The sequence below is a fragment of the Alkaliphilus serpentinus genome (assembly GCF_009017255.1).
In the GTDB taxonomy this organism is placed as follows: domain Bacteria; phylum Bacillota; class Clostridia; order Peptostreptococcales; family Natronincolaceae; genus Alkaliphilus_D; species Alkaliphilus_D serpentinus.
The window spans coordinates 1-23,294 of record NZ_WBZB01000048.1; the positions used below are offsets into that span (position 1 = coordinate 1).

General features: G+C 35.6%; 21 protein-coding genes. 20 read left to right on the forward strand and 1 reads right to left on the reverse strand.

From position 1 onward, the window contains the following. Nucleotides 1-269 precede the first annotated feature (269 nt). From F8153_RS13215 to F8153_RS13285, 15 genes are all read left to right on the forward strand, one after another. Nucleotides 270-1,085: a ClpP family protease gene (locus F8153_RS13215; protein WP_192929819.1), complete on the forward strand. Its 816-nt coding sequence runs from the start codon at nucleotides 270-272 to the stop codon at nucleotides 1,083-1,085. A gap of 136 nt (nucleotides 1,086-1,221) precedes the next feature. Beyond that, complete coding sequence (locus F8153_RS13220; RefSeq protein WP_151866832.1) at nucleotides 1,222-3,489, forward strand: DNA translocase FtsK; 2,268 nt, start codon at nucleotides 1,222-1,224, stop codon at nucleotides 3,487-3,489. Between the two features lie 273 nt (nucleotides 3,490-3,762). Beyond that, on the forward strand, nucleotides 3,763-4,809 hold the full coding sequence (mnmH, locus tag F8153_RS13225) for a tRNA 2-selenouridine(34) synthase MnmH (protein ID WP_151866833.1): 1,047 nt from the start codon (nucleotides 3,763-3,765) through the stop codon (nucleotides 4,807-4,809). After that, entirely contained in the window at nucleotides 4,806-6,146 is a 1,341-nt protein-coding gene (rimO, locus tag F8153_RS13230) for a 30S ribosomal protein S12 methylthiotransferase RimO (protein WP_151866834.1), read from the forward strand. The genes mnmH and rimO overlap by 4 nt, the downstream gene beginning before the upstream one ends. Continuing rightward, on the forward strand, nucleotides 6,130-6,666 hold the full coding sequence (gene pgsA, locus F8153_RS13235) for a CDP-diacylglycerol--glycerol-3-phosphate 3-phosphatidyltransferase (RefSeq protein WP_151866835.1): 537 nt from the start codon (nucleotides 6,130-6,132) through the stop codon (nucleotides 6,664-6,666). Before rimO ends, pgsA begins: the two co-directional genes overlap by 17 nt. A gap of 134 nt (nucleotides 6,667-6,800) precedes the next feature. Next, entirely contained in the window at nucleotides 6,801-8,048 is a 1,248-nt protein-coding gene (locus F8153_RS13240) for a competence/damage-inducible protein A (protein WP_151866836.1), read from the forward strand. Nucleotides 8,049-8,144: 96 nt separating this feature from the next. Further along, nucleotides 8,145-9,173, forward strand: coding sequence for a recombinase RecA (gene recA, locus F8153_RS13245; protein ID WP_330577790.1), 1,029 nt, complete (start codon nucleotides 8,145-8,147; stop codon nucleotides 9,171-9,173). A gap of 251 nt (nucleotides 9,174-9,424) precedes the next feature. Beyond that, nucleotides 9,425-10,963, forward strand: a complete 1,539-nt coding sequence (gene rny / locus F8153_RS13250; RefSeq protein WP_151866837.1) for a ribonuclease Y — start codon at nucleotides 9,425-9,427, stop codon at nucleotides 10,961-10,963. 92 nt (nucleotides 10,964-11,055) lie between these two features. Then, nucleotides 11,056-12,363: a 3-phosphoshikimate 1-carboxyvinyltransferase gene (gene aroA / locus F8153_RS13255; RefSeq protein ID WP_151866838.1), complete on the forward strand. Its 1,308-nt coding sequence runs from the start codon at nucleotides 11,056-11,058 to the stop codon at nucleotides 12,361-12,363. 19 nt (nucleotides 12,364-12,382) lie between these two features. Continuing rightward, entirely contained in the window at nucleotides 12,383-13,513 is a 1,131-nt protein-coding gene (aroC, locus tag F8153_RS13260) for a chorismate synthase (RefSeq protein ID WP_151866839.1), read from the forward strand. Further along, the gene (aroB, locus tag F8153_RS13265) at nucleotides 13,501-14,568 is read left to right on the forward strand and encodes a 3-dehydroquinate synthase (RefSeq protein ID WP_151866840.1); all 1,068 of its coding nucleotides are present in this window, start codon (nucleotides 13,501-13,503) and stop codon (nucleotides 14,566-14,568) included. Before aroC ends, aroB begins: the two co-directional genes overlap by 13 nt. Then, nucleotides 14,561-15,421: a shikimate dehydrogenase gene (gene aroE, locus F8153_RS13270; protein ID WP_151866841.1), complete on the forward strand. Its 861-nt coding sequence runs from the start codon at nucleotides 14,561-14,563 to the stop codon at nucleotides 15,419-15,421. The genes aroB and aroE overlap by 8 nt, the downstream gene beginning before the upstream one ends. A 111-nt stretch (nucleotides 15,422-15,532) precedes the next feature. Further along, nucleotides 15,533-16,309, forward strand: coding sequence for a chorismate mutase (locus F8153_RS13275; protein WP_151866842.1), 777 nt, complete (start codon nucleotides 15,533-15,535; stop codon nucleotides 16,307-16,309). 80 nt (nucleotides 16,310-16,389) lie between these two features. After that, nucleotides 16,390-16,854 carry a metallophosphoesterase family protein gene (locus F8153_RS13280; RefSeq protein WP_151866843.1) on the forward strand — a complete coding sequence of 155 codons (465 nt, stop codon included), beginning with the start codon at nucleotides 16,390-16,392 and terminating at the stop codon, nucleotides 16,852-16,854. Nucleotides 16,855-16,921: 67 nt separating this feature from the next. After that, nucleotides 16,922-17,218, forward strand: a complete 297-nt coding sequence (locus tag F8153_RS13285) for a hypothetical protein (RefSeq protein WP_151866844.1) — start codon at nucleotides 16,922-16,924, stop codon at nucleotides 17,216-17,218. A gap of 41 nt (nucleotides 17,219-17,259) precedes the next feature. Here F8153_RS13285 and F8153_RS13290 read toward each other — a convergent pair whose 3' ends face one another. Further along, a complete protein-coding gene (locus F8153_RS13290) occupies nucleotides 17,260-17,520 on the reverse strand; it encodes a YciI family protein (protein WP_151866845.1) in 261 nt (86 codons plus the stop codon). 227 nt (nucleotides 17,521-17,747) lie between these two features. Here F8153_RS13290 and spoVS point away from each other — a divergent pair, with 227 nt between their 5' ends. The 5 genes from spoVS to asnS all read left to right on the forward strand — a co-directional run bounded on the left by spoVS (nucleotide 17,748) and on the right by asnS (nucleotide 23,202). Next, the gene (spoVS, locus tag F8153_RS13295; protein ID WP_151862083.1) at nucleotides 17,748-18,008 is read left to right on the forward strand and encodes a stage V sporulation protein SpoVS; all 261 of its coding nucleotides are present in this window, start codon (nucleotides 17,748-17,750) and stop codon (nucleotides 18,006-18,008) included. 147 nt (nucleotides 18,009-18,155) lie between these two features. Then, entirely contained in the window at nucleotides 18,156-18,974 is an 819-nt protein-coding gene (locus F8153_RS13300; RefSeq protein WP_151866846.1) for a PHP domain-containing protein, read from the forward strand. A gap of 171 nt (nucleotides 18,975-19,145) precedes the next feature. Continuing rightward, nucleotides 19,146-20,339: a pyridoxal phosphate-dependent aminotransferase gene (locus tag F8153_RS13305; protein ID WP_330577791.1), complete on the forward strand. Its 1,194-nt coding sequence runs from the start codon at nucleotides 19,146-19,148 to the stop codon at nucleotides 20,337-20,339. A 106-nt stretch (nucleotides 20,340-20,445) separates the two neighbouring features. Next, the gene (gene purB, locus F8153_RS13310) at nucleotides 20,446-21,879 is read left to right on the forward strand and encodes an adenylosuccinate lyase (RefSeq protein ID WP_151866847.1); all 1,434 of its coding nucleotides are present in this window, start codon (nucleotides 20,446-20,448) and stop codon (nucleotides 21,877-21,879) included. Between the two features lie 27 nt (nucleotides 21,880-21,906). After that, complete coding sequence (gene asnS / locus F8153_RS13315) at nucleotides 21,907-23,202, forward strand: asparagine--tRNA ligase (protein ID WP_151866848.1); 1,296 nt, start codon at nucleotides 21,907-21,909, stop codon at nucleotides 23,200-23,202. The last annotated feature ends 92 nt before the right edge of the window (nucleotides 23,203-23,294 follow it).

The window sequence follows — 23,294 nt, forward strand, 5'->3', positions numbered from 1 at the left end:
AGTTCTTTTTTCCTATTAAATGGGGGATTTTAAGGGGCCCCTCCCCTTATAAAAATAAGGAGAGTACAAGGAAGTGTCCTAGAGAACGCATGGGTTCTCTGGAAAACAAAAGCATTTTAACCATAGAAAATTAACGCATGAAATGCTTTTGTTCTTTGGAATCATAGCTATTTTATAACGAGCTTTTTCTTTTTATTATAATCCTCAACAGAATATATACAGGAGATTAGGTAAAAATATAGCTATATTATATTAATTGAGGTGAGAGGATGACAAGAGACTTTTTTAATACAGATGAATTTACAAATGATTATTTGTATAAAAATTATGGGAATTCTAGCTCTAAAAAATCAAAGGGAGAAATGCCGATTAATCCAAATGAATCGAACAAGCCTGACCAACAAGAAGCCAATTTAGCCAATATTGCAGCATTAGGTACAGATAACATACCCAGCAGGGAGGAAAATATACACATAATAACGATTATTGGGCACATAGAAGGCCATATGGTGGCACCACCTCAGAATAAATCAACCAAATACGAGCATATCATTCCACAATTAACAGCTGTAGAAGAAAATCCCAAAATAGAAGGATTGTTAATTATTTTAAATACAGTAGGTGGTGATGTTGAAGCAGGTTTGGCAATCTCTGAGTTGGTTAACAGCATTTCTAAGCCAAAGGTCACTTTAGTATTAGGAGGAAGCCATAGTATAGGTGTTCCCCTTGCCACATCCGGGGATTATTCCTTTATTGCCCCCTCAGGTACAATGACTATCCATCCAATAAGAATGAATGGTTTGGTGATAGGAGTTCCGCAAACCTTCAAGTACTTTAGTAAAATGCAAGATAGAATTATCGATTTTGTAGTAAGGACCTCTAAGGTGAACAGAGATGAGTTCTTTGATCTAATGAATTCAACTGATGAGTTTGCTAATGATATAGGAACCATCCTTATAGGAAAAGAAGCCGTTGAAAAAGGATTGATAAATGAGGTAGGAGGCTTAGATAAGGCCTTAAATAAATTAAAGGAACTTATTAACCTAAATAAATCCAATCAAGAGGATCAGCCCTTCAAAAATTAATAAAGGAATTGGGAGGTAAATTATTTGTAGATTTCTAAATTATGATGTAAAATGGTATTAATAGTAAAGCGCAGTTTACTGCGCTTTACTTAATGACTCTGAACTTTTGACAGAGAAATAATACCGGGGTGATATGATGAATAAACGAACTAGAAAACAAAAAACAGCAACCTTCGATTTATCTAAAGTTAACCATGAAATTAAGGGTTTGTTTCTAATAGCCATTGGCCTAGTGCTACTGGTTGCAATGCATACCAATGGAGCTGGAGCCGTCGGAGAAGCCATTAAAAATCTATTAAAGGGATTATTTGCAAATGCAGCCTATATATTACCCTACATAATCATAACCTGTGGTATTTTAATATTTACCAACACTTTATTTTGGAAGGATAAAAGTAATATTTTATACTTTAGCATAGGATTTATTTGTATACTCTTTTATTTTTCCATCGGAGATAATCTAGTAATCACTAAAGAATTAAAAGGTTTGAATTTTACAGACGGAGTAAGGTTCACTTATTCTCAAGGTGTAGAAGGGAATGGTGGAGGCTTAATAGGCTATGGTTTTACTAGTATCATAGTGAAGCTTTTTGGTGATATTGCAGGTATTATTATAATCACTAGTTTACTAATTATATCCACCCTACTATATACTAAAACATCTCTGTTATCCTTTTTAAGGGGAGTAAAGGATTTTATTTTTAAGAGCTTTCATATCTTTAAAAGATCGCTATCAGGCTTGGCCACTATAGATGAAGATCCAGACTTCACTCTTAAAGAAGAACCCGTTATAAAGGGTGATATTTCTATGGAAGAAATGGCGGTAGCCTTAGATAAAAGAGATATAGATGAGAAAATTAAAATTTTAGATTTTGCCTTAAATGATAAGCAGGAAGAATCTAAGGAGACGGTTAAGAAGGAGAAATTCACTCCTGAAAAGGAAGAGGAAGGCATCCAATTACAGGTGGGAGATTATTATGAGACAAATAAAATTGAATATAATTTACCAAACATCTCTTTACTAAATCAAGTAGATCAGCTTTCTACAAAGGATGATAAAAGAAAACTTGTTAAAAATGCTAAGCTACTGGAGGAGACCCTTAAAAATTTTGGGGTAGAGGCAAAGGTTTTACAGGTTAGCAAAGGCCCTGTAATAACAAGATATGAGCTTCAGCCAAGTGTTGGAGTTAAGGTAAGTAAAATTGTTAATTTAAATGACGATATTGCCCTTAATATGGCGGCCCCGGCCATCCGTATTGAGGCACCAATACCTGGGAAAGCAGCCATTGGTATTGAAATACCCAATGAGGATATCTCAATGGTTACCTTAAGGGAAGTAGTTGATAGTAATAATTTTAAAGCTACAGCAGGAAATTTACCCTTTGCCTTAGGAAAGGATATATCTGGTACACCTGTTGTAACGGACATTAGTAAAATGCCTCATTTATTAATCGCAGGGGCAACAGGCTCAGGTAAGAGTGTATGTATTAATACATTGATATTAAGTCTTTTATACAGTTCAAGACCTGAAGATGTTCGATTAATTTTAATTGATCCTAAGGTGGTGGAGTTAAACCATTATAATGGAATTCCACATTTAATGATTCCTGTTGTTACTGATCCTAAAAAGGTAACCAGTGCTTTAAATTGGGCTGTACAAGAAATGACTAGAAGATATAAACTTTTTGCTGAAAATCATGTGAAGGATATTAAAACCTATAATGATAAAGCTCCAGAGCTTAAACTGCCTTTTGTTGTTATTATTATTGATGAGCTGGCAGATTTAATGATGGTTGCAGCCAATGAGGTTGAAGATGCAATATGTCGTCTTGCCCAAATGGCTAGAGCTGCAGGAATTCATTTGATATTAGCCACCCAACGTCCTTCGGTGGATGTTATAACTGGAATTATAAAAGCCAATATCCCATCTAGAATAGCATTTTCTGTTGCTTCCCAAACGGATTCACGAACCATCCTGGACATGGGCGGAGCAGAGAAGCTATTAGGTAAGGGTGATATGCTATTTTATCCTATTGGAGCCAATAAGCCAATAAGATTACAAGGGGCCTTTGTTTCTGAAAAAGAGGTTGAAAGGGTTGTAACCTTTATAAAAAACCAAATTGAAAAGCCCCATTATGAAACAGAAATTATCGATAAGCTAGATCAAGGTGAAAGTTTAGATATGTCAAGTACAGATGATTTCTTCGACAGAGCCGTGGTTATGGTGGTTGAAAGTCAGCAGGCTTCTATTTCAATGCTGCAACGACGCCTAAGAATAGGCTACAATCGTGCCGCTAGATTGATTGATGACATGGAGGAACGAGGCATCGTTGGCCCCCATGAGGGAAGTAAGCCCCGACAGGTTTTAATTAGCAGTATAGAGAATCTTGGGATAGAAGAATAGGTTAAAAATTAAAAGTGAAAAATTAAAAGTGAAAAACTACAAATCAAAAGTGAGAAATATAAATAATGAGATAAGTAATAAATTGATAATTAATAAGTAAGCAGTATATAGTACTATATTTTACATCAACATTGAAGGTAGCATTTAAAAATAATATACATTAAAATAAAAACATAAACTTTAGTTAAGACGAAAAATTAAGGGTTAGTCTTTTATAACTTTTCACTTTACATTTTTCACTTTTAACTATTATAAACGAAGGTGAAGCAAAGGATGAAGCAGTTAGATTTTGAAGAAGCAAATAATTTAAACAATAAAATATTCATCGATGTACGATCTCCTCTAGAATATGAGGCTGGAACCATCCCTAATGCCATCAATATTCCCCTTTTAGATAATGAAGAGCGAGTTGAAATAGGAATTATTTACAAAGAGGAAGGAACCATTGCTGCTAAAAAGAGAGGGCTAGAGATGGTAGCACCAAAGCTTTCAGAATATTATTCAACCCTCCTAAGTTTATCTAAGGAGTATGAAAATATAATCGTTTTCTGTGCAAGGGGTGGCTTAAGAAGTACCTCCTTTCTAAAACTCTTAGATTTAATGGGAATTAAGAACATCTACCAGCTAGAGGGAGGAGTAAAAAAATATAGGAACTATATTTTAAAAATCCTTGAAGAATTAAAGGATTACAACTTTATTGTTCTTCATGGTCCCACAGGAGTCGGTAAAACAAAAATTCTTCTTGAATTAGAGAAAAGGAGATATCCTATTTTAGACCTTGAGGGGTTAGCCCATAATAAGGGCTCAGTATTTGGACATATTGGTGAGGGCAACAGGGTAACTCAAAAGAACTTTGAAAATACTGTTGTAGAACATCTGTTAAAATATAAGGATCGAGTTATTTTTGTGGAAAGTGAAAGCCAACGAATCGGAAATGTATCCCTTTCAAATAGGCTAATGGATAAAATGGTGAAGGGTAAACATGTCCTAATTGAAACCAATGAGGACAATAGAATTAATATATTACTGGAAAGCTATGTAAACCAAGAAAAATCCAATAACCAACAGCTTGCAAAAGCAGCAAATAAGCTTCGAAAACGCCTTGGAAATGAAAAGATTGATCAATATATTCAATGGATTAATAAAGATCAATATTCCTTAGTTGCAAAGGATTTACTTGTTCATTATTATGATCCTTTATATCAGCATTCAATTGAAAAATATCATTATGACTTAACCATAAATTATGATAAAATTGAAGAAGCTATAGAAGAATTAATGAACTATCATAGGAAAGTAGAAGGGGAGACTAAGGAATGACATTATCTATTTACGTTGAATCCCTTGGCTGTGCAAAAAACCTTATAGATGCAGAAATCATGCTGGGAATCCTAAATAAGTATGGATATAATCTGACTACTAATAAGGACAAGGCAGATGTTATAATTGTTAACACCTGTGGCTTTATCGAAGCTGCCAAGGAAGAGTCTATAAATAAAATTATTGAATTAGGTATGCTTAAGGATAAGGGCTTAAAGCTTCTAATAGTTTCAGGTTGTTTAGGAGAAAGATACTCTCAACAACTAATAGAGGAACTTCCAGAGGTAGATGCAGTTATAGGCACTGGTAATTACCACACAGTGGTAGAAACCATTCATAATAGCCTTGAAGGGAATAGGATTGTTAAAGTGGGTAATATTGACGATATTTTCGATGAAGCTCTACCTCGTTACCAAACCACTCCAACCCATATGGCTTATTTGAAAATTTCTGATGGCTGCGATAATTTCTGTACCTACTGTATTATACCTAAGCTTAGGGGTAAATATAGAAGCAGGAAAATAGAAAGTATTGTAAATGAGGCAAAAGAACTGGTATCTAAGGGAGTGAAGGAAATCATTTTAATTGCTCAAGATACTACTGGATACGGTAAGGATCTATATGGAGAACTGATGCTACCTCAACTGTTAGAAGAACTAGAACTCATTGAGGGATTACAATGGATTAGACTTCTATATGCTTATCCGGAAAAGATTACAGATCAGCTGATAGCAACCATGGCAAATAGTAAAAAAATTTGCCAGTATTTAGACATGCCAATTCAACATTGCAGTAATACCATTCTTAAAAGGATGAATAGAAGAACCAGCAAGGAGGATATTGTTAGTCTTATATATAAATTAAGAGATAAGATGCCCAATATCGTTTTGAGAACCTCCTTAATTGTAGGTTTTCCTGGGGAAGAAGAAAAAGAATATCAAGAACTAAAGGATTTTGTTAAAGAATTTAGATTTGACCGTTTAGGGGTATTCGCCTACTCTAAGGAGGAGGATACACCTGCAGCAAAGCTTAAGAAGCAGGTAAAGGATAAAGTAAAGGAAGCTAGAAGAGATGAAATCATGAGGCTTCAGCAGCAAATATCCTTAGAGAAAAATCAGTTACAAGTAAGTAAAACCCTAGAGGTTTTAGTAGAGGAAAGTCTTGTAGATGGAAAGGAATACATGGGTAGGACTAGAGGGGATGCTCCAGAAATAGATGGCCTTGTTTATCTTCAAGCTAAAAGAAAAATAGAAATTGGTGAAATTGTTAAGGTTAAGGTAAATGGAGCATTAGAATATGATTTGATGGGAGAGGAAGTAAATGAATTTAGCAAATAAGTTAACAATTTTAAGAATATTGTTGGTCCCAATATTTATGATTTTCTTATTAAATCGAATACCGTATGGGGTCGCAATTGCCACCGCCATTTTTATATTGGCAGCCATAACCGACACCCTCGATGGTTATATTGCAAGAAAGAATAATCAAATTACCACCTTTGGTAAGTTTATAGACCCTCTAGCAGATAAATTGCTGGTTTCAGCAGCACTGATCTCCCTTGTTCAAATGGGAAGGTTATCTGCTTGGGTTGTTGTTATTATCATTGCTAGAGAATTTACCATTAGTGTTTTAAGAGCTGTTGCAGCTGCCGAAGGAATCGTAATGGCCGCCAGTTGGTGGGGGAAACTAAAGACTATTACACAGATTCTTGCAATTATATTTATTATGATTAATAATTTTCCCTTTAGCTATATTAATATCCCCTTCGATACAATAATGCTTTGGGCAGCAGTAATTTTAACCGTTATATCCGGCGTCGATTATATTAAGCTTAATAAGCATGTGTTGAAACACTAGGGGGAAGGATAATTCTTTGGTTTTTATTATTAATTATTAACATTGACTCTAATTTTCAATTTTCAACTATCAATTTTCAACTTTAAAAGATGCCCTATGGCATCTTTTAAACTAAAGGGAGGAACTCAATCTCTATGAAGGCATCCATAATTTGTATCGGAACTGAGCTATTAAAGGGGAAGACCATAGATACCAATTCCTATTATATTGCTAAGGAGTTAGTTAATCAGGGCTTTACTATAGAAAACAAATTAATAGTAGGTGACGAAATGAAGGGATTAGTTAATGGCTTAAACTTCTGCTTTTCCACTTCTGATGTCATTATTACCATAGGGGGTTTAGGTCCTACCCTTGACGATATTACACGAGATGCGATTGCAGCCGCAACGGGAAACCCATTAGAGCTCAATGAAGATATTCATAAACATATACAGCACCAAATTGAAAGCAGATATAAAAGCTGTGCTGCCAACAATATAAGACAAGCTTATTTTCCAAAGGGTTCTAAAATTTTACCCAATCCAATTGGTACAGCTCCAGGATTTTTAGTCGAAGCACTAGATAAGAAAATTTATGCAATTCCTGGTCCTCCTTTAGAGATGAAGCTAATGTTTGATAATGAAGTACTTTCCTACCTAAGGGAGATCATTAAAGTTCCCACAAAGACCGTCAGCATTGAAATTATTGGGTTAGGTGAATCTTCATTTGAGGAATCCATTGATGACATAATTAAAGATCATCAAAATGTGATTTATGGAATCTATGCCTTAAATGGAAAGTTGACCTTAACCTTAACGGCATCAGGAAGGAACAATGAGGATATAGACAATATCTTAGAGCCCATAATAGAAGAGATTAAGAAAAGATATCAAAAATATATCTATAGTCTTAAAGGAGAAAGTCTAGAAGAAAGAATTTTTTACCTCCTTCAAGAAAAAAATTACACCCTATCTACAGCAGAATCCTGCACTGGGGGATTATTGGCCTCAGTATTAACGGGAGTTTCGGGTATTTCTAGGGTTTTTGACGGTGGCTATGTAACCTATAGCAATGAGTTTAAAATTAAGGAGCTTTCTGTGGCGAAAGAAACAATAGAAGAACATGGTGCAGTAAGTAAAGAAACTGCCATGGAGATGCTAATTGGTTTAAAGGATAAAACCCAGACAAGCTGTGGCATATCCATAACAGGAATCGCTGGTCCAACGGGGGGGACACCTGAAAAGCCTGTGGGTTTAGTTTATATTGGAGTATATACCCCAACCGGAATGGAGGTATTAAAATACCAATTTTATGGACCAAGAAGCAGAATTCAGCAATTAGCTGTCTACAATGGCTTAAATCAATTAAGACTTTCATTAAATAATTTACAAAATTCTATTTGACCTTATAATCTAAATGGGTTATAATGATAAAAAAGAACAAATGTTCGAAAAGGTGAAAGGTAGGTGAGGTCAGACAAAAGTCTGACATATGGGATGATGGAGAAGAAAAAAGCACTGGAATTAGCAATCAATCAAATAGAGAAGCAGTTTGGAAAGGGCTCAATTATGAAGCTTGGCGCAGAGGCTAAGCTTAATTTAGAGTGTATTTCCTCTGGTTCAATAGATTTAGATATAGCCTTAGGGATTGGTGGAGTACCTAGAGGTAGAATCGTTGAAATATATGGTCCTGAATCATCTGGTAAAACAACCGTTACTCTACATATTATTGCAGAGGCTCAAAAAAATGGTGGTTCCGCTGCCTTTATAGATGCAGAGCATGCTTTAGATCCAGCCTATGCAAAAAAATTAGGAGTAAATATCGAGGAGTTAATCGTTTCTCAGCCAGATACTGGTGAACAGGCATTAGAAATAGCAGAAGCATTGGTTAGAAGTGGAGCTATAGATGTTATAGTAGTCGACTCAGTAGCAGCTCTAGTACCAAAGGCCGAAATAGAAGGCGAAATGGGAGATTCCCACGTTGGACTTCAAGCTCGATTAATGTCACAGGCATTAAGAAAGCTTGCTGGTGCCGTGAATAAATCTAATGCTACAGCAATTTTTATCAATCAGCTGAGGGAAAAAATCGGGGTAATGTTTGGAAATCCTGAAACTACAACTGGTGGTAAAGCGCTGAAATTCTATGCCTCAGTAAGATTGGATGTAAGAAAGATTGATGTAATAAAGCAGGGAAATGACGTTATTGGTAATAGAACAAGGGTGAAGGTTGTAAAAAACAAAGTAGCTCCACCCTTCAAACAAGCTGAATTTGATATCATGTATGGAGAAGGTATATCTAAAACGGGAGATATATTAGATGTTGCCTCCAATCTAGATATCATTAAAAAAGCTGGGGCATGGTATAGCTATGGCGACCATCGATTAGGTCAAGGGAGAGAAAATGCAAAGCAATTCCTAAAGGAAAATCCCGATATCTCATTAGAGGTTGAAAATAAAATTCGTCAGCATTACGGTCTAACTCAATATGGTGGAAAAAGCGAGGTTGTAGCCACTGTAGAAGAAGAGTAGCAAGAACAAGATAAATTTTTGATTGTCTGAGCTGGAGATTATTTCTCCAGCTTTTTACTTTAAAGTATAGTCCTTTGAAAACCTTTTCCTCATAGGAAAGGTCTAAATGGTAATCAACTTGACACGGCAAAAAAAAAGATATACAATTAATACAAATCGTGATGATTTTTGACTTTTTTTCGTAGCGATTTTAGGGGTTACATATTAAACTGTAGCTCTGCTTAAAACTTAATATAAGGAGGTGTCCACATATTAATAGTCAAACCATAATTTTTAGCTTAGTTGCAACTGTGGTAGGATGCCTTATCGGCTATTTGATTCGAAAAAACATTGCGGAGCGAAAAATTGGTAGTGCAGAAGAATTATCAAAAAAGCTTTTAGAAGATGCACAGAGGGATGCTGAAACCTCTAAGAAAGAAGTATTACTTGAAGCTAAGGAAGAAGTTCATAAGCTACGTAATGAATTTGAACGAGAAAGTAGAGAAAGGCGAAACGAGCTGCAACGAATTGAGAGGAGATTAATCCAAAAAGAGGAAGCTTTAGATAAGAAATCAGAAGGCTTAGAGCAAAAGGAAGAACGATTATCTAAAAAACTCAAGGATTTGGACGATAAACAACAAGAGATTAATCAACTTTATGAATTGGAAATCAAAAAGTTAGAAGAATTGTCTGGTCTAACCTCAGAGGAAGCAAGATTGCTTCTTTTAAATGACATCGAAAAGGACATAAGATACGAGTCTGCTATGATGATTAAGGATATTGAGAGTAAGGCCAAAGAAGAAGCAGAAAAAAGAGCTAGAGAAATTATAACCTATTCAATTCAGAAATGTGCAGCAGATCATGTTGCTGAAACAACAGTAACAGTAGTATCCCTTCCAAATGATGAAATGAAGGGTAGAATCATCGGTAGGGAAGGTCGAAATATTAGAACATTGGAAACAATGACTGGCATTGACCTAATTATTGATGATACTCCAGAAGCAGTTATTTTATCAGGATTTGATCCAATTAGAAGGGAAGTAGCAAGAATCGCTTTAGAAAAGCTTATTGTTGATGGTAGAATCCACCCTGCAAGGATTGAAGAAATGGTTGAAAAGGCCAAAAGAGAAGTGGATACAATTATTAAGGAAGAAGGAGAGCAAGCTACCTTTGAGGTAGGAATACACGGACTTCATCCTGAATTAGTTAAGCTTTTAGGTCGTCTAAAATATAGAACAAGCTATGGCCAAAATGTGCTAAAGCATTCTATAGAGGTATCTCATCTAGCAGGTATTATGGCAGCAGAATTAGGAACCGACGTAAAGCTAGCTAAGAGATCAGGCCTACTCCATGACATTGGAAAAGCAGTAGACCACGAGGTGGAAGGTACCCATGTGGAAATTGGAATGGAGCTACTTAGAAAGTATAAGGAATCTAAAGACGTTATCCACTCAATGTCCACCCATCATGGTGATTACGAGCCACAATCCATCGAAGCAATTCTTGTGACTGCAGCAGATGCAATTTCTGCCGCAAGACCAGGTGCAAGAAGAGAAACATTAGAATCTTATATCAAGCGTCTAGAAAAGCTTGAAGAAATCGCCAACGATTTCGAAGGTGTAGAAAAATCCTTTGCTATACAAGCGGGTAGGGAGATAAGAATATTAGTTAAACCTGAATCATACAACGACGAAGATATTATTCTATTGGCCCGAGACATAACGAAACGTATAGAAAGTGATCTGGAATATCCAGGTCAGATAAAGGTAAACGTAATAAGGGAAACAAGAGCTATAGAATATGCAAAATAATAAAAACTGCCATCATGGCAGTTTTTTTATGCTATAATAGATTACATATTTATGGAATTAATTTTCCTTCTCAAGAAGAAAATAATAGTACTATGGATTTACTAATAAAGATTGGTGGGATTAATATGGCTTTTAAGAAAGCCCATTATATAACGGGAGAATTATCTATTCCAGGCGATAAATCAATTTCCCATAGAGGAATCATGCTGGCTGGTATCACCCAAGGAAAAAGTATCATTAAAAATTTTTTAATATCTCAAGATACTCTAAGTACCATAAATGCCATGAAGGCTTTAGGGGTTGAAATCAACATGGATGCTTCGAGGGTAGAAGTGAAGGGAAGGGGCCTTTGGGGTTTAAAGGAACCTGAAGATATCATAAATGCTGGCAATTCAGGTACAACTCTACGTTTGCTATCAGGTATTTTAGCTGGACAAAGCTTTCTGACCATCATTACTGGAGACGCATCTCTAAGAAAACGCCCTATGGCAAGAATTGTAGCACCATTACAGGAAATGGGAGCAAAAATTGAAGGTAGAGATAACGGAAGGCTTGCCCCTCTATCTATAAGGGGTGGAAATTTGATGGGAATCCAATACAAATCGCCTATCTCAAGTGCTCAGGTTAAATCAGCTATATTAATGGCTGGCCTCTATGCAACGGGTGAAACACTAGTTTATGAAGCTCCTCAAAGTAGGGATCATACTGAAAGAATGCTAAAGGCCTTTGGAGGAAATATTCAGTATCATAATGACGCTGTAATCCTTAGTCCTTCAGAATTATATCCTCAAAAGCTGGAGATCCCCGGAGATATATCCTCTGGTGCCTTCTTTATGGTAGCAGCTGCCCTTTTGCCAGGGTCCCATCTTAGGTTAAAAAATATTGGATTAAATCCTACTAGAACTGGTATAATCGATGTCCTGAGAAGCATGGGAGCTATAATTCAGCTAGATAATCTTCGTATCAGCGGTGGAGAAGAAATCGGAGATCTTATTATTGAGGGATGTAAACTCAAGGGTACAGTTATTTCTAAGGAAATCATTCCACGATTAATTGACGAAATTCCTATTATTGCCGTTGCTGCAGCCCTAGCAGAGGGTAAAACCATCATAAGAGGAGCAGAGGAATTGAAATACAAGGAATCCAATAGAATTGCTGCCATGGTTAATGAAATGACAAAACTGGGTATTAAGATAAAAGATTTACCAGATGGAATGGAAATTGAAGGACCCAATAGGATAAAAGGTGCGACAGTAGAAAGCTACAATGATCATAGGGTTGCAATGTCCTTAGCTATATGCGGTCTTTTCTCTGAAGGGAGTATCAACATTAACAATGATCAGTGTATCGCAGTTTCCTTTCCAGATTTTTATGATAAATTAAAGGAAATCGTTAAATAATTGTGGGGAGGTAAATGATTTGATAAGAATTTTAACAGCCGGAGAATCCCATGGAAAATCCCTTGTTGGGATTATTGAGGGAGTTCCAGCCAATTTCACCATAGATTTGGACTCCATTAACAAGGATTTAGCCAGAAGACAGTTGGGCTATGGCAGAGGTCCAAGAATGGATATTGAAAAGGATAAAATTGAGATACTATCAGGAATAAGGGGAGGAAAGACCCTAGGAAGCCCCATATCCTTTTTAATTCAGAATAAAGACTATGAGAATTGGCAGGAATACATGAGTATTGATGGTAACAATAAAGAAGATCGAAGGGTAACTAGACCAAGGCCTGGACATGCAGATTTAAGCGGAATTCAAAAGTACTCCTTTGACGATATCAGAAATGTATTAGAAAGAAGTAGTGCTCGAGAAACTGCTGTACGAGTTGCAGCTGGGAGTATCCTTAAGGGAATTTTAAAAGATTTCAATATCAATGTTTTAAGTCATGTTATCGCAATTGGTGGAGCTTCCGTAAGTGATGGAACACAAGATATAAACCTAATCAAAGCCGCAGACTCCTCTCCTGTCAGGTGTATTGAAAAATCCACTGAAGAGACAATCCTTCAAAAAATCCAAGATGCAAAGCTGGTGGGTGAATCTTTAGGTGGCATATTTGAGGTACATATTGTAGGAGTTCCAGTAGGATTGGGTAGCTATGTCCACTGGGATCGAAAATTGGATGCAAAACTGGCTTATTCCTTAATGAGTATCCAAGGAATAAAGGGTGTAGAGATGGGTGAAGCCTTTGAAAATGCCAATAGGTTAGGTTCCCAAACCCATGATGAAATTTACTACAATAGCAGTGAGGGTTATTACAGAAAAACCAATTACGCTGGTGGGATTGAAGGGGGGATGTCCAATGGCCAAAACATTGTAATAAGATGTGCAATGAAGCCAATCCCTACACTATATAAGTCTCTGCAATCGGTAGATATCATTACCAAAGAAGCTGTATCGGCATCAATAGAACGAAGTGATACCTGTGCAGTTCCTGCAGCCTCGGTAGTTGGTGAGATGGTGGCTATTACAGTAATTGCTGAGGAGTTCTTTAGAAAATATGGAGGAGACTCAAAAGAGGAGATTATGAAAAGATGGCAAGCTTAAAGATTGATTTAGGCAGTAGGAGCTACAATATTTACATAGAGGCAGGTATTTTAAAAAATCTTAGAAATTACATAAAAAACTATGAGGTTGCCATAATTACCGATGATATTGTAGAGAATCTTTATGGAGATAAATTAGTGGAAGCTTTAGGAGATGTATTGATCCCTAAATATGTTATTCCATCAGGAGAAGGCAGCAAAAATATTGCTGTAGTTGAAGAGATTCTTCAATTCTTAAGTGATCATAAAATCCCGAGAAATGGAGGAATTATCTCCTTTGGTGGTGGAGTTGTAGGGGATATAGCAGGCTTTTGTAGCTCCATTTATATGAGGGGAATAGATTACTATCAAATCCCAACAACTTTACTTGCTCAGGTGGATAGTAGTGTAGGAGGAAAAACTGGAATAAACCTTCCTCAAGGGAAAAATCTTATTGGAAGCTTTCATCAACCAAAGGCTGTAATTATTGACCCTGACTTTCTTAAAACCTTATCTCCATCACAAATTAGGAGTGGTCTTGGTGAGGTGATAAAATATGGTATCATTGATAATTATCCTTTTTTAAGATATATCGAAGAAAACTTAAATGGTATTAAAAACTGTAATGGAAAGGTTCTTGAGGAAATTATAAAGACCTCCTGTGAAATTAAAGCTATGATTGTGTCCAAGGATGAAAGAGAAACAGGTCTTAGGAAGAATCTTAATTTTGGACATACTATTGGTCATGCCCTAGAGACATTAACACATTATCAGCAATACAGCCATGGTGAGGCAGTTTTAGTTGGTATGTTTTATGAAACAAAAATTGCTGAATTTTTAGGTTTAGTATCTAAGGGTTACTCTAAAGAAATCTATTGCCTTATCAGGAAAACAGATATAGATACTAATATAAATCTAAACTATGAAGAAATCCTTATGGCTACCCATAGTGATAAAAAGAACAAGGATGGTAAAATATCCTTTATTTTACCAACGAATAAAGGCCTTGTGAATGAGTTGTTCTTTTCTACTGAAATATTAAAAGGAGTCTTAAAGGAGGTTCTTACTATTGAATAATAGAATTATTACTAGCAATACCAAAACTTTTGCAGTAATAGGGGATCCAATATCCCATAGCCTATCCCCAGTAATTCACAGCCTTTTCTATAACAAACTATCTTTAGATAGATTGTATATAACTCTAAAAATAAAGGAACAGGAATTGGGCAATGGGATACCCTTCTTAAGAGAAAATTTTGGGGGTTTTAATGTAACTATTCCCCACAAAGAAGAAATATTACAGTATCTTGATGAGATAGATGATGAAGCTAAGGCCTACGGAGCTGTAAATACTGTTAAAATAACTGATGGTAGGCTAATTGGGTTTAATACCGACGGCTATGGATTTTCAAAAACCTTACAACTGGAGGGAGTTGATTTAAGAAATAAAAAGGTTTTGATATTAGGAGCAGGTGGAGGAGCCCGAGTGGTGGCCTTTGAGCTTATAAAAATGGCAGCTAAGGTAACCATTGCTAATAGGAATCTAAAAAGGGCTGAGGAGTTAAAACTGGATATAGAGGAAGCAAATAAAGGTTATAAAGTTAAAGCTATTGATATAATCAAAATTCAAGATGCTTACGATTGTATTATAAATACTACCCCCCTGGGAATGGGGAATTTGATAGACTCTATCCCCATCAAGGAAGAGAATCTACAAGGTGCAGAGGTGGTCTTTGATTTAATCTACAATCCCTACCAAACTAAGCTCCTTAAATGTGCAAAAACCATTGGCTCTAAAGGGATAAATGGCTTGCAAATGCTATTTTATCAGGGGATTAAGGCTCAAGAAATATGGTTGGATCAAAAGATTGACGAAGAGATTATCCAATCTCTGTATAAAGAATTTGTTGATTATCATAAGAATCAATAAATGAATAATTATATAAGAGTAAGATAATGTATATTGGCTTAATCTTTGAATAAGTAGTTGACTAAATGTGAAATTTATGGGAAAAATACCAATAAATAAGGAGGTTAAAAAATGGAAGGGTTAGATAAACTCAGAATCGATATAGATCAGTGTGATAAGGAAATAGTTAGTCTTATTGAAAAACGCTTTGATATTGTTTCTAAAATTATGGAGACAAAAAAACAAATGGGATTACCAGTATATCATCCTGGTAGAGAAGAAGAGGTAATTAAAAAGGTAATTAAGGAAGTTAAAGATCCTAGGTATCAGGAAGTAGTAAAATCTATATATAGACAAATATTAGATACCTCCAAGACCTATCAATCCAAGAACCTCTTTCCATATAATGTGGTATTGATTGGATTCATGGGAGCTGGGAAATCAATAGTTGGCAGATGTCTATCTCAGAGCCTAGGAATGGATATATTTGATATAGATGATTTAATTAAAATTCGATTAAACTCTTCTATTGCAAAAATATTTGAAAACCATGGTGAAGACTATTTTAGAAATATTGAAAGGGAAACGATAGCCGAAATAAGCAAGCAGAAAAATGCTGTTATTTCCTGTGGTGGTGGAGCTGTTTTAATTAATAGCAATGTAAATAATCTTAAAGAAAATGGCAAGGTGTTCTGGCTTAAGGCCCAACCTGAGACAATTTTCCAGCGAATAAAGGATGATGATAGTCGACCTCTGTTAAGGGATAAAATGAACTTATCCCATATAACAGCATTGTTATCAGAAAGATGGGCCAAATATAAGAGTGTAGCTGATTACACAATAGAAACTGATACCTATTCTGTAGAGGAGATTTGTGATAATATCATTAAGCTTCTGGTTACATCATGATTGCTAAGGTAATTAATTCATCTAACAAAAGGTTTGAAATAAATAAATTTTTATATATATAAAAATTAGGAGAGCATATTATGGAGGATATATTTATTGGTGTGATTTCTGATACCCACGGACTATTAAGACCAGAAGTCTTAGAAAAGCTACAGGGTTGTAGTTTGATTTTACATGCAGGGGATGTTGGTAAAGGAGAAATTATTCAAGAGTTAATGGAGATAGCTCCTGTTATTGCAGTAAGAGGAAACATTGATAAGGATGATTGGGCCAAGGAATTACACTATACAGAGGTGATAGAGGTGAAGGATACCTACATATACTTACTACATGACTTAAACCAGCTTGACATTGACCCTAAAGCCGGGAGCTTTGATGTGGTAATTAGTGGACATACCCATTCTCCTAAGGAAGAATTCATCAATGGAGTGTTATATCTGAATCCAGGCAGTATCGGTCCAAAGCGTTTTAAGCTACCGATAAGCATGGTTAAATTAAAAATATCAAATATTGGAATTAATACGGAATTTTTTACTTTAATATGATCTAATACCAAACAATTATTAACAAATCAGTACGCAAAAACTTGCTTAAAAGGGGAGGATGCATAACATGTATAATAATATAGCAGGATTTTATAAACGCAACAAACAAAACAAATTAAAGGATTTTCTACTACGACTATCTCTAGTTATTATTTTTATAACAATTACATCAAAATCAGTGAATTTTATAGTAAACGATTTAATTTTCAAAAGACCTAAACCGAATCTAGCACCAACAGGTAATTATTCTGATATTATTTATTATATTTATTCTCCATATGGTCTTATTGCCTCTCTTCTAATGATTTTATCTTTAGTTATGATAGATTTCATTAATAATAAAAAGAAAGACAACTCTATTTAAATAATAATAAAATCTCCGTTTTATCGGAGATTTTTTCGATATTAATAGGTTCTATTCCATTCCTTCATACGAAAACTTCTTGTATTTTCAACAATTACCGGATCCTTCTTCATCAGTGCCTCAGCTTCTTCAAAGGAATCTACTTTGAAAATAATCATACCACCACTACCATCGGTAAAGGGTCCCTTACCATATATTTTCTCTTCAGCTATTAAATCTTTTAAATATTGAAGGTGTTCTTCTCTAATAGCTTTATCCTTTTCAGCATCTAAGGTTTCTAAAATAGCAACGTAATATTTCATAATATCTTCTCCTTTAAATAGAATTATAGAAGTTAAGAGTTCTACATCTATAGGATAATTCCTTTATAATAAAATGCCAAATTTCTGACAAAAAAACATGTTAATTTCAACCAACAACAGATTTTAAAAAGAAATTTCAAAATTTTGAAGGTATTTACTTAAATAGGTAGAATATTAATAGGGTATCTATTATCGTAATAAACCTATTACAAAGGGGGCAATTAACAATGGAAGTATTAAAAGTATCAGCAAAATCAAATCCAAATTCTGTTGCAGGAGCATTGGCTGGCGTTTTAAGAGAACGTGGATCGGCTGAAATTCAAGCCATAGGCGCCGGAGCTCTAAATCAAGCAGTTAAAGCAGTTGCCATTGCACGAGGATTTGTAGCTCCTAGTGGACTTGACTTAATTTGTATACCCGCTTTTACAGATATACAGATAGACGGTGAAGAAAGAACCGCAATTAAATTAATTGTTGAACCTAGATAAATTTATGGTAATTTTGTCTGCTTAAATAGCAGACTTTTTTATTGAAATTATACAAGCAAATATCTCTATAAAAGAAAAGTCATAGGTTATAATAGTAAAAGGAATCAATCTTAAGAATAATATATATTACTAAAATGAGGTCATATTATGAAAAAAATTGATATGCATGTACACACAACAGCTTCAGATGGAAGTCTTAATCCTAAAGAGATTATTCATTACGCCAAAGCAAAGGGTTTATATGGTATTGGAATTACTGATCATGATACAATAGAGGGTATCGAGGAAGCAAAAGAGTATGGTAAAAAGGAAGGGGTTCTTGTTATACCCGGCATTGAACTAAGTACAGAGGATCAAGAAGACGAAATTCATATTTTAGGTTATAATATAGATTTTCACGCAGAGGAGCTTATCAATCTCTTGTATACCCTTAAGTTTGAAAGAAAAAATCGAGCTATTAAAATCATCCAAAAATTAAGGAATCTACATATAGATATCTCACCAGAAGAAGTAATGGATCCATCTAAGGAGGGTGTTATAGGAAGACCCCACATAGCTAAGGTCCTTGCTGAGAAGGGATATGTTGAGGATATCCCTTCAGCCTTTCATAAATACCTAAATAAAGGGGAGGCTGCATATGTTCCGAGATTTAAGATTACACCCTTTGAAGCCATACATTTAATAAAGAAAATAGGTGGGATTTCGGTAATAGCCCATCCTGGAATCATAAAGGATAAGAGCATTATCTTGAAACTGATTAAAGCTGGAATTGAAGGTATAGAAGTGTATCACAGCCTTCATACCACAGCCGATGAAAATTATTTATATGGTCTCACTCAGGAATTTAACCTTATAGTAACGGGAGGATCAGATTTCCACTATCCCTATAAAAATCCCGAAGGAAAAGGAGATTTAGGAAGCCACTATAGTATTTATGAAGATATCAAAGACTCCTTTAATTTATAAAGCTAGGCACCATGATGGACGAAAATCTTAGATGAAAGAAAGTACTTACAAAATCTTAAAAGCAGTAGCAAAATAAGATAAAATTTGTTAAAATAGTATAGTGTTATTGATATATGAAGGTATTACATATTTTTTTAAGTTTAAAGACAATTTAAATTTGGAGGGAAAGAGATGAAGATTAAGCTGTCAGAAAAAAATCTGAAAATTGAGGCTTCCGTAACCTTAGCCATTGATGCTAAGGCAAAAAAAATGCAAGCAGAGGGAATTAATGTAATAAGCTTTGGAGTTGGAGAGCCTGATTTTAATACTCCAGAGAATATTAATAATGCAGCAAAGGAAGGATTAGATAAAGGTATAACTAGATATACAGCTGCCTCTGGTCTTCCAAAGCTTAGGGAAGCAATCTGTCATAAGTTACTTAAAGATAATGGTTTAGAGTATAGTCCTGAAAATATAATCGTGACCAACGGTGCCAAGCATGCTTTATACAACGCTTTACAGGCCATATGTAATCCCGGTGACGAGATTATTATTCCAGTTCCCTATTGGGTTAGCTATGGAGAATTAGTGAAGATGGCTGATGCTACTCCTGTATTTGTTGATTGTTCAGAAGAAAATGAATTTAAAGTAACTAAGGAAGATCTAATGGCAGCAATTACACCTAAAACAAAAGGTATTATGATGAATAGCCCTTCAAATCCAACAGGTGCTTTATATAACAGATCAGAGCTTGAGGAGATTGCTAAGATTGCTGTTGAAAACAATCTAGTGATTATATCTGATGAAATATACGAAAAGCTGGTATACGATGGAGCAGAGCATATTAGTATTGCCAGCATCAATGATGATATCAAAGATCTTACAATCGTAGTGAATGGTATGTCAAAGGCCTATGCCATGACAGGTTGGAGAATTGGTTATACAGCCTCCAATAAAGAAATTGCCAAGGTTATGGGGAATATCCAAAGTCATGCAACCTCTCATCCCAATACAATAGCACAATATGCAAGTATAGAGGGGATATTGGGTGATCAATCTTCAGTGATAAAAATGAGAAAAGCCTTCGATGAAAGAAGACGGTATATGGTAGAGAGAATAAATCGTATAGAAGGTTTGTCCTGTCTTACTCCAAAGGGTGCCTTCTATATCATGATGAATATATCCAAGATTTTTGGTAGTGAAATTAAAGGTAAAAGAATTAACACCTCAATGGACTTTGCTGAGGTTTGTTTAGATAAGGGCCTAGTGGCCGTAGTACCAGGTATCGCCTTTGGTGCTGAAGGCTTTGTAAGATTATCCTATGCCAATTCCATGGAAAACATTAAGATGGGATTAGATCGTATTGAAGAGCTAGTAAAGGGTTAAGAGATATTTGAAGAGATATGAGAATCCTCATATCTCTTCTGAGGTTGAAGTCCTCTGATTTCTTTTCTTAAATACTGATAAAGCTATATAAAAGGAGGATCATTTCATGAGTACCAGCAGTTATCAAAACCCTCTAATTGAAAGGTATGCCAGTGGTGAAATGAATTATCTATTTTCCTCTGACAATAAATTTACTACTTGGAGAAGGCTGTGGATTGCCTTAGCCGAGGCTGAAATGGAACTAGGTTTACCTATTACAGAAGATCAAATTGAAGAGCTTAAATCCAATATTCAGCCAATTAATTATGAAGTTGCCATAGAACGTGAAAGAGAGACCCGACATGATGTTATGTCCCACGTTTATGCCTATGGACAGCAGTGCCCTAAGGCAAAAGGCATTATTCATCTTGGAGCCACCAGTGCCTTTGTAGGGGATAATACCGATGTAATTATTATGAGGGATGCTTTAAAGCTGATTAAAGAAAAGTTGGTAAATTTATTAAATGTAATGGCGAATTTCAGTGAAAAATATAAGAGCCTTCCTACACTAGGCTTTACACATTTTCAACCGGCCCAACTGACAACTGTAGGAAAAAGGGCAACCCTTTGGATGCAGGAGCTGTTGATGGATTATGAAAATCTTCAGTATCAAATTGATAGAATGAAACTTAGAGGGGTAAAGGGAACCACTGGAACTCAAGCCAGCTTTTATAGCTTATTGAATAATGATGATGAAAAGGTGGAGGCCCTAGAAGAACTAGTAGCAAGAAAGATGGGCTTTGAAGCCACCTTTCCAGTTACGGGACAAACCTACTCACGAAAGCTTGATTATGAGGTATTATCCCTCCTCAGTGGGATAGCCCAAAGCCTACATAAATTTACAAATGATATAAGGCTTCTACAGAGCATGAAGGAAATTGAAGAACCCTTTGAGAAAAATCAAATTGGTTCCTCTGCCATGGCCTATAAGAGAAATCCCATGAGAAGTGAAAGGATTGCTTCCCTTGCAAGATATGTGATGGCAGGCTGTCAAAATACAGCAATGACTGCTTCCACCCAATGGTTCGAAAGAACCTTAGATGATTCAGCTAATAAAAGGATTGTAATTCCTGAGGCCTTCTTAGCTACCGATGCTATTTTGAGTATAGCCATTAATGTTTGTGATGGATTGGTAGTATATGAAAAGATCATTAGGAGTCATATAGATGCAGAGCTCCCTTTTATGGCAACAGAAACCATTCTGATGGAGGCCGTAAAAAGAGGCGGTGATCGCCAGGAGCTCCACGAAAGAATTAGAGTTCATTCGATGGAGGCCGCCAAGGAAGTTAAAGTTCATGGTAAACCCAATGACTTAATAGACCGGATACTGGCCGATAAGGAATTTTCCCTTTCAAAAGAGGATTTAGACTCATTATTAGATCCTAAAAATTTTATAGGGAGGGCCCCTCAACAGGTAACATCCTTTTTAAATAAGGTTATCTATCCCATAGTGAATGACAATAAAGAGCTGTTAGGTATGAAAGTTGAGTTAAAGGTATAGAATGATCAGTATAATGGAGGTGTAAAGATGAATAGCACTACTATAGAAAATATTAGTAAATATGAAGGACAAGAAGTAATTTTAAAGGGTTGGTTATATAATAAACGATCAAGTGGAAAAATTCATTTTCTACAGCTAAGGGATGGCTCAGGCTTTATACAAGGTGTTGTGGTTAAGGCAGAGGTTTCTGAAGATGTTTTTGAAAATTGTAAAAAGCTTACCCAAGAATCCTCCCTCACAGTTAAGGGTTTGGTTCAAAAGGATGATAGAGCCCCTAGTGGCTATGAGATTCTTGTTAAGGAAGTAACCCCTGTACATATTGCTGAAGAAGGTTATCCCATCTCACTAAAGGAGCACGGTACAGATTTCTTGATGGAAAACAGACATCTATGGATGAGAACGCCGAAGCAAAATGCAATATTAAGGATTAGGGATGAAATAAACCTAGCAATTAGACAATTTTTTCATGATAGAGGCTTTGTATTAATTGAACCACCAATTATTACTCCTTCAGCCTGTGAAGGAACCACTGAGCTATTTGAAATTGACTATTTTGGAGAAAATGCCTATCTATCACAAACGGGTCAATTATATGCAGAGGCAGCAGCCATGGCCTTTGGGAATGTTTATAGCTTCGGCCCTACCTTTAGAGCAGAAAAATCTAAGACCAGAAAACATCTTAATGAATTCTGGATGATCGAGCCGGAAATGGCCTATGTTGATTTCGAAGGTAACCTAAAGGTTCAAGAGGAAATGGTTGAGTATATCATTGGTAGAGTTCTTGAAAATAGAAAGATTGAATTAAAAATTCTACAACGAGATACAACGGTCCTAGAAAAAATTAAAGCTCCCTTCCCAAGAATCACCTATACTGATGCTGTGAAGCTACTTCAAGATGGTGGTTTTGAGTTCCAATGGGGTGAGGACTTTGGAGCTCCCCACGAAACTTATATTGCTGAAAAGTATGATAAACCAGTGTTTATCACCCACTTCCCAACAAAAATGAAGGCCTTCTATATGCAGCCGGATCCAAATAATCCAGAGGTAATTCTAGGGGCAGATTTAATTGCTCCAGAAGGCTATGGTGAAATAATTGGTGGCTCTGAGCGTATTCATGATTTAGAACTACTCCTAAAGAAGATAGAGGAGGAAAACCTACCAAGGGAAATCTATGAATGGTATATAGACCTTAGAAGATATGGTTCAGTTCCCCATTCAGGCTTTGGCCTTGGATTAGAAAGAACCGTTTCATGGATATGTGGTGTTGATCATATTAGACAAACAATCCCCTTTGCCAGAACCTTGAATAGGGTTTATCCATAAGTTAAATTCTGATATAATGAAAATATTAGGTAAAATAAAGTAAGGATTATCCTTACTTTATTTTTTAATTATAGTTAATGGCTATATTAAGT